The sequence below is a fragment of the Paracidovorax sp. MALMAid1276 genome (assembly GCF_049198005.1).
In the GTDB taxonomy this organism is placed as follows: domain Bacteria; phylum Pseudomonadota; class Gammaproteobacteria; order Burkholderiales; family Burkholderiaceae_C; genus Acidovorax.
The window spans coordinates 1-17,948 of the sequence record NZ_JBMIRS010000021.1; the positions used below are offsets into that span (position 1 = coordinate 1).

Consider the following 17,948-nt stretch of genomic DNA (forward strand, 5'->3'; position numbering starts at 1 on the left):
GGGCGCAGGCGGTCGTACCGCGCGAGACCGGTTTATCGTGCGTTGCAGCCGATGCCCCTTCTGCCGCGCAGACTCCTAGCCCCCCCGGCCGCTCCGCTGCGTTCACCCTGGTATCCCCACGGCAAACCGTAGCTCGCCACGTCCGCACGGAGCGCGGCACCGCGCTGCGGTGCCGCGGGCCTTGCCCCACCGGTGCAAGCGCGCGACGGGAGGGCTGCGAATGACGCCCGCCTTCGAGCGGGTGCAAGCACCAGCCGGCCCTCGCCCATCAAACCTGCTTCCAACGACCTTCTCCAACCGCTCTTTCGCGCCCATGAACAGCACGCTGACCACCGCGACCTTTGACTCCCAGTTGCCTCTGGCCCTGCAGATCGACCGTGTCAAGGAGGCGATCCGCGCCGATCCCTCCAAGGCCTCACTGCGCACGTTCTACTTTCAGTTGCTGGCGGTTCTTGGCGACTGGACCAAGGCGATTGCGCAGCTGCAAGTCTGCGCGCAACTGGACCCCAAGGCCCTGCCCATGGCGCAGGCCTACCGCGAAGCGATGCGTTGCGAGATGCTGCGCAGCGAGGTCTTCGCAGGCGTACGCCAGCCCTACATCATGGGTGAACCACCGCAGTGGATGAGCTATATGGTCGATGCGCTGAAAGCGCAGACCGACCCGTCGAGCCGGGCAGCGCACGAGCTGCGCGCACAGGCCCTCGAGATGGCCCCCGCCATCGCGGGCGCCATCGACGGAAGCCCGTTCGAGTGGCTGTGCGACTCGGACACCCGCCTCGGTCCCATCTTCGAGTTCCACACCAACGGCTGCTACTACTGGATTCCATACTCGGCGCTGCGCAGTGTCACGCTGGAAAAGCCCCAGGACTTGCGCGATGTGGTGTGGCAACCTGCCGAGCTGGTTCTGGTGAACGACAGCACGCTGCGTGGCTTGGCTCCGGCACGCTATCCGGCGCAGGCCGCGGACGACGACGGGCTGCGCCTGGGACGGCGCACCGAATGGGCCGAACTGGACGGCGACCATGTGGCCGGCCGCGGCCAGAAGATGCTGGTCACGGACCAGGGGGACCACGCCGTGCTGGACGTGCGCACGATCGCGTTCGATGCATGACCGCTCACGCCATGATGTCCCGTCGAATCAGCGGATCCGGCACGGAGAAGGATCGCCTGCAACCCGCGCTGCTCGACCGGCTCACCGACCAGGAGCCGACCCGGCGCACCGAGCCGGCCGATGCGGTTTACGTCACCGAATCCAGGCTGCGCGCTGCCTTGCTGCGGGATCTGGGCTGGCTGCTCAATGCCAGCAACGCATCGGGCCATATCGACTTCGACGGCCTGGCGCACGCCGAGCGATCCACGCTGAACTACGGCATGGCGCCGCTCGCGGGCAAGCTTCTGTCGGACCTCGACTGGAAGGACGTCGAGCTCAACGTCACGCAGGCCATCCTGGCCTTCGAGCCCCGCATCCTTCCAGATTCTCTGGCGGTCACGCTGCTGCCTTCCTTTGATTCGCTGAACCACCACAACACCTTGCAGTTCGAGATCCGCTGCCAGTTCTGGTCCATGCCCTACCCGCTGGAACTGCTGCTCAAGACCAGCCTGGACCTGGAAACGGGCCAGGTCGTGGTTTCCGACTTGAGGAACTGACCGTGGGAGCGCCGCAATGAATCCGCGCCTGGTGGAGTATTACAACCGCGAGCTGGCCTACCTTCGTGAAGTGGGCGCGGAGTTCGCTGCGGCCTTCCCCAAGGTGGCTGGGCGTCTCGCGCTGCGCGACCTGGAAGTGGCCGACCCGTATGTCGAGCGGCTGCTGGAAGGCTTCAGCTTTCTGACTGCGCGGGTGCAGATGAAGATGGATGCGGAATTCCCGCGGCTGTCGCAGCGCATTCTGGAAATGGTGTGTCCCCACTATCTGGCCCCGACACCGGCGATGGTGGTGGTGCAGATGTCGCCCAGCGAAGTCGAAGGCAATGTGGCGGACGGCTTCTGCCTTCCGGCGGGAAGCATGCTGCGGTCCCGCAAGGTCGCCGACGATCAGACACCTTGCGATTTCCGCACCGGGCACGACGTGACGCTGTGGCCGATTGCGCTCACGCGCGCCGCGCTCGGGGGTGCCGCGCTGGACATTCCTCTGTCCCGCATGAACCTGCCGGCCGAGGCGGCGGGACACCTCCGCTTTGAACTGGCAACCCAGGGTGCCATGGAGTTCACCCACCTGGGCATGGATCGCCTGGACCTGTACCTCCACGCCACAGACGCGGTCGCGTCGCATCTGCAGGAGCTGCTGCACCAGTCAGTGCTCAAAATTGTGGTGCATGACCCGCAGGACCCCACACGGATCTACGGGATGTTGCCCGCACAGGCGCTGCATGCCGAAGGGTACGACCAATCCCAAGCCCTGCTGCCCTATTCACACCGGGCCTTTCAGGGGCACCGGCTGCTGCACGAATACTTCGCGTTCCCGCCGCGCTTTCGCTTTTTCTCCGTCCGCGGCCTCGCAGACATCTTCCGCCAGGTTCCGTCCAAGCGCGTGGCCATCACGCTCTTGCTGCGCAAGGCGCAGCCAGAGCTGGAGTCTTTGGTGGACGAGCACAAGTTCCTGCTGCACTGCACGCCCGCGATCAATCTGTTCGAGCGCATGGCGGATCGCATCCACGTGTCTTCCGACGTGAACGAATACCACGTCGTGATGGAGCGCACGCGGCCCCGCGATTTCGAGGTCTATAACGTGCTCAGCGTCACCGGTCACCAGGAAGGCAAGGTCCATGACCGCGAATTCGTGCCGCTGTACACCTCGGTGCACGGCATACGCCCGGACGACCAGGCCTACTTCGCGGTGCGCCGCGAGCCGCGACTTTTTTCGGAGCATGCGGTCCGGTTCGGGCCGCGCACGCAATACCTGGGCAGCGAGGTCTTCCTCTCGCTGGTGGACCAGCGAGCCGCCCCGTTTTCCGATGATCTCAAGCAGCTGTCGGTGCGCACCCTGTGCACAAACCGCGACCTGCCGCTGTTGATGCCCGTGAACCGCCCCGAAGGCGATTTCACAACCATCGAGTCAGCCCCCATAGGCCACATCCGCACCGTGACCGGCCCTTCACGCCCGGTCGGCAGCATCGCCGAAAACGAGATCACCTGGCGCCTGATCTCGCACCTGTCCCTGAACTACCTCGCGATGACGGACCTGTCCGATGAAGAGGGGGCGGCCACATTGCGCGAGCTGATGGGTTTGTATCTGGCCCTAGGCAACCACGCGCTTGCCGGCCAGGTGGCAGGGCTTAAGGAGATGCGCGTGCATCCCATCACCCGCCGCCTCGCACAGCATCGTCAACTGGTCTATGGCCGAGGCGTCGGAATCGCGCTGACGGTGGACGACGCGTCGTTCGCAGGGGTCAGTGCCTGGCCATTGGCGTCGGTGCTGGAACGATTCTTTGCGCGCCACGTCGGCGTGAACAGTTTCACTGAACTGAGCCTGGAATCCCGGCAGCGGGGAAAGATCGCGCAGTGGGAAGTGCGCCCGGGTCAAAGGCCGACGCTGTGAACGCCCGCTCCCCCGTCCCGCAGCCATCGCAGTCCCCGGAGTGCGGGCCAAAGCCTGCGGCGCGCTCCATGCCTGCGGCCTCGCCGGACCTGTGGCAGCGGCTGCGAGCCTCGCCGCACTCGTTCGACCTGTTCTTCACGCTGCGCTGGCTGCAGGCCCGCCACCCGGGGCTGCCCCGGCTCGGCCGGGCGGCCCGCCCCAAGGCGGAGCCCATCCGGCTGGGACAAGACCCCTCCCTGGCCTTTGCGCCGGCCACCATCGCCGAAGTGCTGGCGCCCAGTGCGGGGCAGCCGGAGCGCCTGACGGTGTGGAGCTTCGGCCTGTACGGACCCAATGGCCCGCTGCCCACGCACCTCACGGAATACGTGCGGGAGAGGCTCAAGCAGCATGACGACGCGACACTGGCACGCTTCTCCGACATCTTCCACCACCGGCTGCTGTTGCTGTTCTTCCGCGCATGGTCCGATGCCCAGCCCACCGTGTCGCTGGACCGTCGTGGGGACGACCTGTTTGGCAGGCTGCTGGCCAGTGTGATCGGCATCGGCGAGCCTTCAGCACGCCAGCGTGACGCGGTGTCGGACCACGCCAAGCTGCACCACGCCGGACACCTCACCCGCTTCACGCGCAACCCGGAAGGCCTTCAGCGCGCGATCGGCAGCTACTTTGGCGTCACCGTGGATCTGCAGGAGTACTGCCTGCACTTTCTCGACCTGGATCCCGCGCAGCAAACCCGCCTTTCGCGCCTGCCCTGCAACTCCCAGCTTGGCGTAGACACCGTGGTGGGCGCGCGCGTGCCGGATGCGCAAAGCAAGTTCCGGCTGCGGATCGGTCCCTTGACGCTGGCGCAGTACGAACGGTTTCTTCCGGGCCAGACAGACTTCCATGCGCTGGTCGACTGGGTGCGCAACTACGTGGGCATCGAGTACGCATGGGACTTCGATCTCGTGCTGCGCCGCGAGGAAGTTCCCGCCGCGCAGCTCGGGGGCAGCGCCCGCCTGGGCTGGACCACGTGGGTCTTGGGCACCCCGGCATCCCGCGACGCAGACGACTTCCGCATGGACCCGGAGGCCTTTGCAAGGCAACGCGGTCGCCCCGTGCGCGGCCATGCGCTGCCCGCCGGCAGCGCCCCCTGATCACGAATGACCGCCCCGGCCCTTCCCACCCCACCACTCCCTCGGTTCTTCCTTCAACGCACTGCATTCACCCTCCATGTCTGAAATCAGCCGGCTCGCCCTGTTTGGCAAACTCAATCCCCTGCTCTTCAAGTCGCTCGAAGGGGCGACGGTGTTCTGCAAGCTGCGGGGCAACCCCTATGTGGAACTGGTGCACTGGCTGCACCAGCTGCTGCAGGAAAACGATTCCGATCTGCTGCGCATCTTTCGCCGTTTTGACGTGGATGCCGCCCAGCTCGCAGCCGACGTGCTGCGCAGCCTGGACCGCCTGCCGCGCGGGGCCACATCGATCAGCGATTTTTCCGACCAGATCGAGATGTCCATCGAGCGCGGTTGGGTGTATGCGACGCTGATGTACAACGAGTCGCAGATCCGCAGCGCCTACTGGCTCTCGGGCATGCTGCGAACACGTACGCTGGCCAACGAGCTGCGCGCCATCTCCAGAGAGCTGGAAAAGATCAGCGAGCCCGCGCTCAGCGACGCTTTCGCCGCCGTGCTGCCGGGCTCTCCCGAGGCGGCACTCAAGGCCACGGACGGCTCGGGCCTGCCGGGCTCGCCCGGGGAGGCAAGCGGCGCCATGGCGCCTCTGGCCGCAGGCAAGCAGGAGGCCCTGCAGCGCTATACCGTCGACCTGACCGAGCGGGCGCGCAACGGCGAGCTCGACCCGGTGACAGGGCGCGATGACGAGGTGCGCCAGATGATCGACATCCTGATGCGGCGGCGGCAGAACAACCCCATCCTGGTCGGCGAGGCCGGCGTGGGCAAGACGGCCGTGGTGGAGGGCCTCGCGCTGCGCATTGCTGCGGAGGACGTCCCGCCGCCCCTGCGGGGCGTGCAACTGCGCGTGATGGACGTCGGGCTGCTGCAGGCGGGCGCCAGCATGAAGGGCGAATTCGAGAACCGGCTGCGCTCCCTGCTCGACGAGGTGCAGGCCAGCACCACCCCGATCGTGCTCTTCATCGACGAGGTGCACACCCTGATCGGCGCGGGTGGACAGGCCGGCACCGGGGACGCCGCCAACCTTCTCAAGCCCGCCCTGGCGCGCGGTGTGCTGCGCACCATCGGCGCCACCACCTGGGCCGAATACAAGAAGTACATCGAAAAGGATCCAGCACTCACCCGGCGCTTCCAGCTGGTGCACATCCACGAGCCGGACGAGCCCAAGGCCATCCAGATGCTCCGGGGCGTGGCCGCCCAACTGGAGGCGCACCACAAGGTGCGCATCTCGGACGCCGCCGTGCAGGCGGCAGTCAGCCTCTCGCACCGCTACATTCCGGCCCGCCAGCTGCCCGACAAGGCCGTGAGCCTGCTCGACACGGCCTGCTCGCGCGTGGCCATGGCCCTCACCTCCACGCCGGCGCGCCTCGAAGCCGTCATTCGCGAACAGGAAGCGCTGCAGGTGGAGCGGGCAGTGGTGGAGCGCGAGGCCGCACTGGGGGTGGCGCACGAGGAGCGCCTTGGCGAGCTGCAGGCGCGGCTGGGCCAGCTGCAGGCCGACCACTCGGCACTTGCAGACCGGCTGGCCCAGGAAAGCACGCTGGCCCAACGTATCGTGGCAGCCGAAGCCGCCTTGCTGGCCGCCCGCCGCGCTGCCCCTGACGAACCCCAGCCTGACGGAGACCATGGCGGCGATCGTTCCAACTCTGCCGACCTGCTCTCCGCGCAAGAGATCGAGAACCTGCGGCTGGAGCTTGCCGCACTGCAGGGCGATGACCCGTTGCTGCACCCGGTGGTGGACGCCAGCGTGGTGGCCGCCGTGGTGGCCGAGTGGACAGGCATCCCCGTGGGCCGCATGGTCCGCGATGAAGTGCAGTCGGTCCTACGGCTCGCCCAGACGCTGGAGCGCCGCGTGATCGGACAGCGCCACGGGCTCGAAGCCATCGCACGACGGATCCAGACCGCGCGCGCGCGCCTGGACAACCCGGGCAAGCCCATCGGTGTCTTCCTGCTCGCAGGCCCCTCGGGCGTCGGCAAGACGGAAACCGCCCTTTCGCTGGCCGAGGCGCTGTACGGCGGCGAACAAAACCTCATCACCATCAACATGAGCGAATTCCAGGAGGCCCACACGGTCTCCACCCTCAAGGGCGCGCCCCCCGGGTACGTCGGCTACGGGGAAGGCGGCGTGCTCACCGAGGCCGTGCGGCGCAGGCCGTACAGCGTGGTCCTTCTGGACGAAATCGAAAAGGCGCATTCCGATGTCCACGAAATGTTCTTCCAGGTGTTTGACAAAGGCTGGATGGAAGACGGTGAAGGCCGGTACATCGACTTCAAGAACACGGTGATCATTCTCACCTCCAACGTGGGCTCCGAGCTGATTGCGGGCATGTGCAATGACCCTGATCTCATCCCTTCGCCCGAGGCGCTGGCCAAGGCCGTGCGGGAACCCTTGCTCGGCAAGTTCCCCGCCGCCCTGCTGGGCCGGCTCACCGTGGTGCCCTACTACCCGATATCGGATCAGATGCTGGAGCAGATCGTGCGCCTGCAGATGGCGCGCATCCAGAAACGGATCGAAACCAACCACGGCGCGCAGTTCACCTTCGACGACAGCGCCGTGACGCTGATCCGCGAGCGTTGCAGCGAAGTGGAGTCCGGTGCCCGGATGATCGACGGCATCCTCACCCAGAACCTGCTGCCCCGCATGGCGATGGAATTCCTGCAGGCCGCTGTGGACTCCAAGTCCATCGGGAAGGTCGAGGTGAGTGCGGTGGACAACGACTTCTCGATCCGCTACCTGTGATGCCCCCTGGCGCCATGCCCTGCTCGCCGTGTCCGCCCTGTCCCACATGCCTTGTGACCATCGCCATGACCACGACCACCTTCCGCCGCTTCCCGCACCTTCTGCTGCGCTCTCGCGGCCCCGCCTTGGCGGCGTCTGCGGCAACCCCAGGGCATGTTCAGCGCCTGGGGCCGCCGCGCGCGAAGGCGTCAATGCTTCAGCGGGCCAGGGCCCGGGCGCACGCGCTGGCTCCGGCGGTGATGGCGGCAATTGCGGCCGCGCTGGTGGCTGCCACTTCGTCGGCGGGAGCGCAGGGCTTTTCGTTGGGCGACATCGGCCGGGCGGCGGATGCGGTGAGCCGGGGCGAAGCCGCGCTCTCCACGGGCCAGCAGGTGCTCTCCACGGGTCGCCAGGCCGTCGATACCGGCCGCCAGATGTGGAACAACCGGGGCTATGCGCCCACGCAGCCGCCCACGGGGCCGGCCATGATGGCGCGCGACGAAGGCGGCCCGACCCGGCTGATCGCGGTGCTGGAGCGCAGTGCGGCAGACGCGCTGACGGCCAGCAATACGCTGGTGGGGCTGCTGGACCAGGGAGCCTACTTCGTGCAGCGCCAGCCCGCCCACACCACACCGCCGCAAGACCAGCTTCTGGCCAGCCCGCGCGCCGACAGTTCTGCCGTGTCGCTGGACCTGCCGCACACGCCCCCCGGCACCCTGTTCGATCTGAGCACGGGGCGCACCCGCTCGGCGGGCGCGGGAGTGAAAATCTTTGCGCTGTCCGTGCACTCCAACCTGCCCCGCCGCCCGGGGCGGCGCGCGCTGGACGCCATCGAGCAGCACGCCATGCTGGCCTCCAGCTCGGTCCAGCTCGAATGGCCGCTGCAGGCCGACCTGACGCTGGAGCCTGTGGGCGGCAAGCTCTTGGTCTGGGCCAGCGAGGCGGGCGTGGCCTTTCCCTCGGGGTTCGGCGCCGATGGCCGGCTGTTCACCTCCGACGACCCCATGGTCCGGCTGCCCCGTGGCTACACCGTGGTCACGCTCGACAGCCGGGGCTTCAGCTTTGACCGCAGCCGAGAGGCGGCACTGCCGCAGCACAGCGTGCAGTCCACCTCCGACATCGACCTGGCCCGGCTGGCACCGGCGGACGCATTCAAGGCCCTGACCAGCCTCATGCAGGAGCGCTACCCCTTCCGCAACGCCCCAGCCACCGACTGGAACAAGCTGCATGCGGACTGGGCAGACCGCATTCGACAGGCGAGCGACCAGCGGGACCGCAGGGCCCTGGGCCAGGCCTACGCAGCGCTGGCGGCGCAACTGCAGGACGGCCTGTTCCGCGCCGAACTGCGCGCAGGTGGCGCGCAGGCAGGCCACTGGCAGGGCATGGACGTAGGCCTGTCGGATCAGTGGTCCGCGCGCGGAAACGTACCCCTGCCCATGCCCGGTGTCTGGTGGCTCGCGGACGGGCGCGCGCTGGTGGGCAGCGTCACGCCCGGCTCGCCCGCGGCGCTGGCCGGCCTGCGCCCCGGGGCCGAGATCCTGGAAGTGAACGGCGAGAGCGTCTCGCGCTACGTAGGCCGAACGGCGCGCCTCTCTGGCCGCCCCAGCGAAGCCGGCCGCAGGCATGAGGCCCTACGGATGATGGTGCATGAGCCGGATGCGATGACGCTCAAGGTGCGCCAGGACGGCAAGGACATGGCGCTGGACCTGCGCCAGCGCATGGCCGAGACCGCGCAGCCTCTGGCGCGCCCCCCCAACAGCGAGTCTCTGTCCGCCTTCCAGTTGCGCAGCCACAGGGGCCGGCAGTATGGCTACATCGCCTTCAACTCCTTCGCAGACGGTGGCGGCAATCTGGAGATGTGGGACCGGAGCCTGGCAGCCGCCAACCAGTCGCGCCTGCGCGGGCTGATCCTGGACCTGCGGGGCAACAACCACGGCGCATACCAGCTGGTTCCGCATTTCGCGGCGTCCTTCTTCTCGTACGACCGGCCGCTGCGCCTGCAGGCCTACGCCCAGCGCCAGGTGGACGCAACCGCCAAGGTCTGGCGCACCCGGGGCAGCCTGGGCCTGCCGCCCCAGCTTCCCCTGTACGCGCAGGGCAGCAGCCACTACAGCGCGCCGCTGGTGCTGCTGACGGGGCCGGAATGCACGGGCCCGTGCGAAGTGTTCTCGGCATGGCTGCAAAAGGCCGGCCGCGCCCATGTGGTGGCCACCGACCCCACCCCCGGCATGGTGGGCCTGACCACGCGCGTGCTGCTGCCCGGCGAGGTGGTGGTGCACGCCCCCACCGTGGCCGAGACCGGTGCCCAGGGCGAGCACTATGTGCACGGCAAGGGCGTGGAGCCGGACCTGCGCGTGCCTGTGGACGCCGGCTTCGTGCAGCGCATCATGGGCGGAGGCGACCCCGTGCTGGATGCCGCCGTGCAGTGGCTCGACGGCCGGAGCTGAGCGCGCAAGACCCATGCCCAGCGCACGCTGCCCGCGCCCGGCGGACTGCGCCTGGTCCCTGAACCCGAGAATTCGGCGGTGCGCCGGGTGAAAATAGCGCCATGCCCCTCATCCCCGACTTCATCGCCCCCACCCGCCACACCGACCCGGCTGACGCACTGGCCCAGGTGCAGCGCATCTACCAGCAGCAGATCGGCCACCTGCGCGACGCCATGCACCGCTTTGTGGCGGGCGAGACGCCCGAGTCGGCGGTTCGCGCCTTCTACCCGTTTGTCCGGGTGCACACCACCACCGTCGCGCGCGCAGACACCAAGCTCGCCTATGGGTTTGTGGAAGGGCCCGGCCGGTATGAAACCACGCTCACGCGGCCCGACCTGTTCGCCAACTACTACGCCGAGCAGTTTCGCCTGCTGCGCGCCAGCCACGGCGTGGAGCTGGAGGTGGGCACCAGCGCCCACCCCATCCCCATCCACTTCTCGTTCGCCGAGCACGACCACATCGAAGGCACGCTCACCCCCGAGCGCCGCATGCTCATGCGCGACGTGTTCGACCTGCCCGACCTCGCGGCCATGGACGACGGCATTGCCAACGGCACCTGGGAGGCGCGCCCCGGCGAAGCGCAGCCGCTGTCGCTGTTCACCGCGCCCCGCGTCGACTACTCGCTGCACCGCCTGCGCCACTACACGGGCACGGCACCCGAGTGGTTCCAGAACTTCGTGCTGTTCACCAACTACCAGTTCTACATCGACGAATTCGTGCGCCTGGGCCATGCCGAGATGGCCAAGGAAGACAGCGAGTACATCGCATTCATCGAGCCAGGCAACGTGGTGACGCGCCGCGCGGGGCTCGACGCCCAGGCCGGTGACGAACTGGGCGTGGCGCCCCCGCGCCTGCCGCAGATGCCGGCCTACCACCTGGTGCGCAAGGACGCGAGCGGCATCACCATGGTCAACATCGGCGTGGGTCCGTCCAACGCCAAGACGATTACCGACCACATCGCCGTGCTGCGCCCCCACGCCTGGATGATGCTGGGCCACTGCGCCGGCCTGCGCAACAGCCAGCAGCTGGGCGACTACGTGCTGGCCCACGCCTATGTGCGCGAAGACCACGTGCTCGACGAGGAGCTGCCCCTGTGGGTGCCCATCCCCGCGCTGGCCGAGATCCAGCTGGCACTGCAGCAGGCCGTGGCCGACGTGACGCAGGTGCCCGAGGCGGACCTCAAGCGCTTCATGCGCACCGGCACCGTGGCCAGCACCGACAACCGCAACTGGGAGCTGCTGCCCGACAACCTGCCCCAGCGCCGCTTCAGCCAGAGCCGCGCCGTCGCGCTGGACATGGAAAGCGCCACCATTGCCGCCAACGGCTTTCGCTTTCGCGTGCCCTACGGCACCCTGCTGTGCGTGAGCGACAAGCCGCTGCACGGCGAGATCAAGCTGCCCGGCATGGCCAACCATTTCTACCGCGAGCGCGTGGACCAGCATCTGCGCATCGGCATGCGGGCCATTGAAATCCTGCGCACGGGCGGCATCCACCGCCTGCACAGCCGCAAGCTGCGCAGCTTTGCGGAAGTGGCCTTCCAATAGCCCGCACTGCCACGGCAACCCATTTGATGCCCGAACTGCACGTCGCCACCATCCTGATCCTGTCCTCATTGAACCTGGTGGCGGTGTCGCTCGCTCTGCCATTGGTCATGGGGCGCAATGCCAGCCGCGCCGCCCGCTTTGCGCAGGGCAGCCTGATCACCCAGGCGATCGGCTGGGCGGCCATCGTCGCTTCCGGCGCGTTTGTCGGACACTGGCTGGACCGCGCGTTGTCCACGCTGTGCCTGGTCATGGCCTCGCTGTCGTCCTACCTGCTGTTCCGCGCGCTGCGCCAGTGGCTGGGGCCGCGCCCCTGGCACCGCACGCTGATCGTGCTGGGGGCGCTGATGCCGCTGGGGTACGCCTGGGGGTTCGACCATTACAGCTTTCGCGTCGGCTGGGCCAATTTCCTGCTCGCCGCGATGCTGGTGACGGTGGGGCGCGCGGCGCTGCAGCCGGTGCAGGACGCCAAGCGCGGCTGGCGCTGGCTGCTGGCGGGCACGCAGTTCGTGGTCGCGGGCTTCACCGTGGGGCGCGGCGTGCTGGGCGCATTCTTCCCGGCGCTGTATCCGGAATTCGAAGCGCCCCACCCGATCAACGTCGGCGCCCAGGTGGCGGCCAACACCGCGCTGGTGCTGACCACCGTGGCGGTGCTGGTCGCCTGGCGCGACGAGGCCGAGGCGCAGTTGCGGCTGCATGCGCATACCGACGGCCTGACCGGCCTGCACAACCGCCGCAGCTTCGAAGCGCAGGCCACGCTGCTGCTGGCCCACGCCAGCCGGCACGACCTGCCCGTGACCGTGATGATGCTGGACCTGGACCACTTCAAGCAGGTCAACGACACCCATGGCCATGAGGCCGGCGACCGCGCGCTGCAGCTGTTTGCCCGCCTGCTGAGCGAAACCAGCCGCACCGGCGACGTGGTCGCCCGGATGGGCGGGGAGGAATTTGCCGCGGTGCTCGTGCACAACCGGCCCACGGCCTGCCGGGCCTTCGACCGGCGGCTGCGCGCTGCCCTCGCCCAGGCCGCACCGGCCGAGCTGGGGTTTGCGCTGGATTTCAGTGCCGGCGCCGTGCTGCGGACCGCACCACCCCACTCGGGCGCCGCGGCGGATGGCGACAACCTGGCCACGCTGATGGCGCAGGCCGACGCTGCGCTGTACCGGGCCAAGCGCACCGGCCGCGGGCGGCTGGTGATCGACGCCGATCCCGGCGAAGCCATGCATTTGCTACATAATGCATAGCTATCAAGCCAATACAGGCAAGCGCGGACGCCCGATTTTTCTTCGAATTTCAACCTCCCGCGAGGTGGGGTGCCCGGCGCCCGCCTCCCTCCGAGCGCCATGAACCCATTGTTTGAAGTCCGGCACCTGAGCAAACGCTACGGCGACACGGCGGTGGTGGACGACGTGTCGTTCGCGATTGCGCCCGGCGAATGCCTGGGCGTGATCGGCCCGAACGGCGCCGGCAAGACCACCACCATCCGCATGTGCCTGGGGCAGACCGCACCCGATGCCGGCGAGGTGCGCTTTTGCGCTGCGCCCGACACCGAGCCGCTGCTGATGCCGCGCGACGCGCTGGCCATCAAGGCGCAGCTGGGCGTGGTGACCCAGTTCGACACGCTGGACCCGGACTTCACCTGCGCCGAGAACCTGCATGTCTTCGGCCGCTACTTTGGACTCCACGGCGCAGTGATGGACGAGCGCGTGCCCCAGCTGCTGGAATTTGCGGCGCTCACGCACAAGGCGAACGCCCGGCCCGGCGAACTGTCGGGCGGCATGAAGCGCCGCCTTTCGCTGGCGCGGGCGCTGGTCAACAACCCCCGCCTGCTGCTGCTGGACGAGCCCACCACCGGCCTGGACCCGCAGGCCCGCCACCTGATGTGGGAGCGCCTGCAGCTGCTGCTGCAGCAGGGCAAGTCGATCCTGCTGACCACGCATTTCATGGACGAAGCCGAGCGCCTGTGTTCGCGCCTGCTGGTGCTGGACCACGGCCGCAAGATCGCCGAAGGCCGCCCTCGCGCACTGATTGCGCAGCACCTGGAGCCCGACGTGGTGGAGGTGTTCGGAGTGGGCGCCGTGGCGCTGTCGGAGGATGCGGCCCTGCGCCTGCTGGCCGCGCGGGTGGAGATCAGCGGCGAGACCGTGTTCTTCTACACCCACAACGCGCAGCCGCTGCTGCAGGCGCTGGGGCAGCACGCGCACCTGCGCACCTTGCACCGGCCGGCCAACCTGGAAGATCTTTTCCTGAAGCTCACGGGCCGGCAGATTCGGGAAGATGGCTGAGGCTCGCCGGGCACAGCGCGCACCGCACAGCCATGCGCGCAAAGACTACAAAATTGATAGCTGCAAGCCCTTATCCAGTAAGCGCTTAAGGCATTTTTCCATCATATTTTCAGGGCATCACGCGGCGCGCGGCCTGACCTTGCCGGCCGCGAGCTTGGCGCGGGTCCGCGCCGCGTCCACATCGGCCGCACGCGCCAGCGCCACGCCCATGCGGCGCTTGGCAAAGCTCTCGGGCTTGCCGAACAGCCGCAGATCGGTATCGGGCACGCGCAGCGCCTCTTCCACCCCGTCGAACACGATGCCCGCTGCCTCCACGCCACCATAGATGACAGCGCTGGCGCCGGGGTTGCGCAGGCGGGTGTCCACAGGCAGGCCCAGGATGGCGCGGGCGTGCAGCTCGAATTCGCTCTGGTGCTGGGTGCACAGCGTAACCAGCCCGGTGTCGTGCGGGCGGGGGCTGACCTCGCTGAACCACACGTTCTCGCCCTTCACAAACAGCTCCACACCAAACAGGCCCAGCCCGGAGGGCTTTCCGTCCAGGCCCTGGCCCAGGTTATCGGTCACGGCCTTGGCGATCTGGCGCGACTTTTCAAGCGCCGCCGGGTGCATGGGGTGGGGCTGCCAGCTCTCCACATAGTCGCCACTCACCTGCACATGGCCGATGGGGTCGCAGAAGTGGGTCTCGATCTGCCCGCTCTCGCCCACGGCACGCACGGTGAGCTGGGTGATCTCGTAGTCGAAGTCGATGAAGCCCTCGACGATCACGCGGCCGTGGCTCACCCGGCCGCCGGCCATCGCGTAGTCCCAGGCCTTCTTCACGTCGCCCGGGCCGTCGATCTTGCTCTGGCCCTTGCCGGAGCTGCTCATCACCGGCTTGACGATGCAGGGGTAGCCAATGCCGCAGCCGCCGGGCCCGCCGTCTTGCGGCCCGTCGATGGCGGCCTGCAGCTCTTCGAGCGAGTTGCAGAACTTGTAGGGGCTGGTGGGCAGGCCCAGCGTCTCGGCCGCCAGCACGCGGATGCCTTCGCGGTCCATCGTCAGGCGCGCGGCGCGGGCCGTGGGAATCACGCGCACGGTGCCGGCGGCCTCCAGCTCTTCGAGCATGGGCGTGGCAATGGCCTCGATCTCGGGCACCACGAGGTGGGGGCGCTCGGCCTCGATCAGGGTTTTGAGCTGGGCCGGGTCGCTCATGGCGATGGTGCGCGCGTGGTGCGCCACCTGCTGGCCCGGCGCGTTCTCATAGCGGTCCACGGCGATGGTCTCCACCCCCAGGCGCTGCAGCGCGATCAGCACCTCCTTGCCCAGCTCGCCCGATCCCAGCAGCATGACTTTGGTGGCGTGGGCAGACAGAGGTGTTCCGAGGGTGGTCATGGCAGGGGGGCTTTCCGTAGAAAAAACTGAAGGGGGATGCGGGCGACTGTAAGGCAACCCGGCGCCCCCCCCTGCGGCACGGCAACAGGCCTCCCGGGGGCGACGCGCCCCCACGCTCGCTCGCTCGCCGCAACCCTGGCGCACTGCCGGCCCTCAGGTTCCGTGGACTACGATACCGATACGCGCCGGCGCGGCCCGCCGGAACCCCACCGCCCCGCCCTCCCTGGAGCCCCCGTGACGACCTCTGGCGACCCCCACCAAGAGCAGCTCTTGCGTGCTGCCCCACTGCGCCGAACCCACCGCCGCCCAGGCCCTGGCCCTGGCCCTGGCCGACGCGATGGTGGCTGCGCTGAACCGCCCCTTCCCGCTGGCGGCCGGGCAGGCGGACATCGGCACCAGCGTCGGCATCGCCCACTTCCCCGCGCACGGGCAGACGGTGGACGAGCTGATCGCCTTTGCCGACGTGGGCCTGTACGAGGCCAAGCACCGGGGGCGCAACGTGTGGGCGTATTCCCCCAAGGCTGCGCCGCTGCAGACTGGGCCATAGGTGCGTGGGCGGCCGCCAGACCGCGCCGCCCCTCCAAGTCGCAAATATTTTTGGCGCGGAGTGCATCCAAACGGTGCTCTCGTGGGTAGTACCCACAGCAGCGCATTGCGTTGCTGTCCCTTCAACCCATCGAAAAGAGAGAAACGCCATGTCCTTGCACACCCCCGCAACGAACCGTCTGCTCCCCCTGACCGGAGCCGTCGCCACCGCTTTGCTGCTGTCCGCCTGCGGATCGATGATGTCTTCGCCCAAAACCATGTACTCGCAGGACAGCCTGCCCGACAGCATCAAGGTGCCCGCAGGCCACAAGGTGGCCATGGAAACCGTGGGCGTGGGCGAGATCACCTACGAATGCCGTGACAAGGCCAACGCCCCCGGCCAGACCGAGTGGGTGTTTGCAGGCCCCAATGCCGCACTGAACGACCGCAGCGGCAAGCAGGTGGGCAAGTACTACGGCCCGCCCGCCACCTGGGAGTCCATGGACGGCTCCAAGATCACCGGCACGCAGCTGGCCGTGGCGCCTGCGGGCACGGGCAACATCCCCTACCAGCTGGTCAAGGCCAACCCCGCGATGGGCATGGGCGCGATGACCGGCGTGACCTACATCCAACGCGTGGCGCTCAAGGGCGGCGTGGCGCCCATGGCCGCCTGCAGCCCCGCCAACAAGGGCGAGCGCCAGATCGTGAAGTACCAGGCCGACTACATCTTCTGGAAGGCCGCGTAAACCGCAGGCGCACAAGCCCCTGCCCGGCAGGGGCTGCCGCCGGGCAGGGGCGGGTTTGCAGCTACGATGCGCCCACCCACCAGCCAAGGCCCCGCTGCCTGCCCACCGTGCCCCACACCCCTGGCGATTTTGACTACGAAGCCGCGCTGGCCGCCTGCGCCGCAGGCGACCCGCAGGCCATGCAGCGGCTTTATGAGCACGAGGGTGGGCGCCTGCTGGGCGTGGCGCTGCGCATCGTGCGCCAACGCGCGCTGGCCGAGGACATCGTGCACGACGCCTGCGTGAACATCTGGACGCGGGCCGCCAGCTTCGACGCCAGCCGGGGCAGCGCGCGCGGCTGGATCTACAGCGTGGTGCGCAACCTGGCCCTGAACGCGGTGCGCGACGCGGGCCGCCACACCGATGTGGACGAAACCACCACCCAAGCCCTGGAGGCCGACATGGCAGTGCAGGCCCACCACGAGGTCGAGGAACGCTTCGCGCTGAATGCGAGCCTGGGCCGCCTGCAGCATTGCCTGGAAGGCCTCGACCCGGCGCGCCGCAGCTGTGTGCTGCATGCCTATGTGGACGGCTGCTCGCACGGAGAGATCGCCCAGCGGCTGGGCGCGCCGCTGGGCACGGTGAAGGCGTGGATCCGGCGCAGCCTGGCATCGCTGCGGGAGTGCATGGCATGACGACCGGCGCACACAACAGCAACCCGCCAGCGCCCGCATCGGACGATCTGCACATCCTCGCCGGCGAGTATGTGCTGGGCACCCTGACCGCCGCGCAACGCGAGGCGGTGGACCGCCGCCTGGCCACCGACCCGGCACTGCAACACGCGGTGGCCGAATGGGAGGACCGGCTGCTGCCGCTGACCTTGCTGGCAGAGCCCGTCGCGCCCCCCGCCACCTTGTGGGCGCGCATCGACCAGTCGCTGCAATCTGCCAGCGCGCAGCCGACAACGACATCGGCACCGGCAGCGGCCGCCCCGCCCCCCCGCGTGAGGGCCGGGCGCAAGCCGACCGTGCGCTGGTGGGACCACCTGGGCCTGTGGCGGGCCCTGGCCGGTTCGGGCTTTGCCATGGCCGCCGTCCTTGCGGCGGTGCTCGTCACCCGCACCGCGCCGGTGGCCAGGCCGCCTCAGTTCATGGTGGTGCTGGTCGCCCCGCAGGACAAGGCGCCCGGCTGGGTGGTGCAGGCCAGCTCGCCCCGGCAGATCAGCCTGATCCCGCTGGGCGTGGCCGAGGTGCCCCCGGACAAGGCGCTGGAGTTCTGGACCAAGGCCGATGGCTGGAACGGCCCGGTGTCGCTGGGCCTGGTCCAGCCCGGCCAGCCGCTGCAGATCCCGCTGGACAAGCTGCCGCCGCTGGAGCCCAACCAGCTGTTCGAGCTGACGCTGGAGCCGCCCACGGGCTCGCCCATTGGCAAGCCCACCGGGCCCATCCAGTTCATCGGCCGCGCCGTCAAAGTGCTGTGACCTTCTTGGTTACCCCACTCGGCGCAATGCATAGACCCACGCCGGCATAACGAGCACTGCCTATACCAGCGACCGCCGCGCAAGGGCCGCCCCGCCGCGCTGGCGGTGT

Annotated in this window: 14 protein-coding genes; 13 read left to right on the top strand and 1 reads right to left on the bottom strand. The window is 68.6% G+C overall.

The window, feature by feature from the left end; all coding sequences use genetic code 11:
- Window positions 1–313 precede the first annotated feature (313 nt).
- From ACOQFS_RS00695 to ACOQFS_RS00735, 9 genes are all read left to right on the top strand, one after another.
- Window positions 314–1,111 carry a type VI secretion system accessory protein TagJ gene (locus ACOQFS_RS00695; protein WP_421561064.1) on the top strand — a complete coding sequence of 266 codons (798 nt, stop codon included), beginning with the start codon at window positions 314–316 and terminating at the stop codon, window positions 1,109–1,111.
- A gap of 11 nt (window positions 1,112–1,122) precedes the next feature.
- Window positions 1,123–1,647 (top strand): type VI secretion system baseplate subunit TssE, encoded by a 525-nt coding sequence (gene tssE / locus ACOQFS_RS00700; protein WP_421561065.1) that lies wholly within the window; start codon window positions 1,123–1,125, stop codon window positions 1,645–1,647.
- A 16-nt stretch (window positions 1,648–1,663) separates the two neighbouring features.
- Window positions 1,664–3,538: a type VI secretion system baseplate subunit TssF gene (gene tssF, locus ACOQFS_RS00705; RefSeq protein WP_421561066.1), complete on the top strand. Its 1,875-nt coding sequence runs from the start codon at window positions 1,664–1,666 to the stop codon at window positions 3,536–3,538.
- Window positions 3,535–4,671, top strand: a complete 1,137-nt coding sequence (gene tssG / locus ACOQFS_RS00710) for a type VI secretion system baseplate subunit TssG (RefSeq protein WP_421561067.1) — start codon at window positions 3,535–3,537, stop codon at window positions 4,669–4,671. Before tssF ends, tssG begins: the two co-directional genes overlap by 4 nt.
- Before the next feature lie 76 nt (window positions 4,672–4,747).
- Window positions 4,748–7,447 carry a type VI secretion system ATPase TssH gene (tssH, locus tag ACOQFS_RS00715; RefSeq protein ID WP_421561068.1) on the top strand — a complete coding sequence of 900 codons (2,700 nt, stop codon included), beginning with the start codon at window positions 4,748–4,750 and terminating at the stop codon, window positions 7,445–7,447.
- 239 nt (window positions 7,448–7,686) lie between these two features.
- Window positions 7,687–9,873: a S41 family peptidase gene (locus tag ACOQFS_RS00720; protein ID WP_421561069.1), complete on the top strand. Its 2,187-nt coding sequence runs from the start codon at window positions 7,687–7,689 to the stop codon at window positions 9,871–9,873.
- Window positions 9,874–9,974: 101 nt separating this feature from the next.
- On the top strand, window positions 9,975–11,456 hold the full coding sequence (locus ACOQFS_RS00725) for an AMP nucleosidase (protein ID WP_421561070.1): 1,482 nt from the start codon (window positions 9,975–9,977) through the stop codon (window positions 11,454–11,456).
- Between the two features lie 26 nt (window positions 11,457–11,482).
- Window positions 11,483–12,697, top strand: coding sequence for a diguanylate cyclase domain-containing protein (locus tag ACOQFS_RS00730; RefSeq protein ID WP_421561071.1), 1,215 nt, complete (start codon window positions 11,483–11,485; stop codon window positions 12,695–12,697).
- A gap of 99 nt (window positions 12,698–12,796) precedes the next feature.
- The gene (locus ACOQFS_RS00735; protein WP_421561072.1) at window positions 12,797–13,738 is read left to right on the top strand and encodes an ATP-binding cassette domain-containing protein; all 942 of its coding nucleotides are present in this window, start codon (window positions 12,797–12,799) and stop codon (window positions 13,736–13,738) included.
- A 117-nt stretch (window positions 13,739–13,855) separates the two neighbouring features.
- Here ACOQFS_RS00735 and purT read toward each other — a convergent pair whose 3' ends face one another.
- Complete coding sequence (gene purT / locus ACOQFS_RS00740; protein ID WP_421561073.1) at window positions 13,856–15,109, bottom strand: formate-dependent phosphoribosylglycinamide formyltransferase; 1,254 nt, start codon at window positions 15,107–15,109, stop codon at window positions 13,856–13,858.
- A 274-nt stretch (window positions 15,110–15,383) separates the two neighbouring features.
- Between purT and ACOQFS_RS00745 the strand changes: the two genes are divergently transcribed.
- The 4 genes from ACOQFS_RS00745 (at window position 15,384) to ACOQFS_RS00760 (ending at window position 17,839) form a co-directional block, all read left to right on the top strand.
- Window positions 15,384–15,656, top strand: a complete 273-nt coding sequence (locus ACOQFS_RS00745; RefSeq protein ID WP_421561074.1) for a diguanylate cyclase domain-containing protein — start codon at window positions 15,384–15,386, stop codon at window positions 15,654–15,656.
- Window positions 15,657–15,804: 148 nt separating this feature from the next.
- Window positions 15,805–16,380: a DUF3455 domain-containing protein gene (locus tag ACOQFS_RS00750; protein ID WP_421561075.1), complete on the top strand. Its 576-nt coding sequence runs from the start codon at window positions 15,805–15,807 to the stop codon at window positions 16,378–16,380.
- A gap of 107 nt (window positions 16,381–16,487) precedes the next feature.
- Window positions 16,488–17,054, top strand: a complete 567-nt coding sequence (locus ACOQFS_RS00755; protein WP_421561076.1) for a sigma-70 family RNA polymerase sigma factor — start codon at window positions 16,488–16,490, stop codon at window positions 17,052–17,054.
- Window positions 17,051–17,839 carry an anti-sigma factor gene (locus ACOQFS_RS00760; protein WP_421561077.1) on the top strand — a complete coding sequence of 263 codons (789 nt, stop codon included), beginning with the start codon at window positions 17,051–17,053 and terminating at the stop codon, window positions 17,837–17,839. Before ACOQFS_RS00755 ends, ACOQFS_RS00760 begins: the two co-directional genes overlap by 4 nt.
- Window positions 17,840–17,948 lie beyond the last annotated feature (109 nt).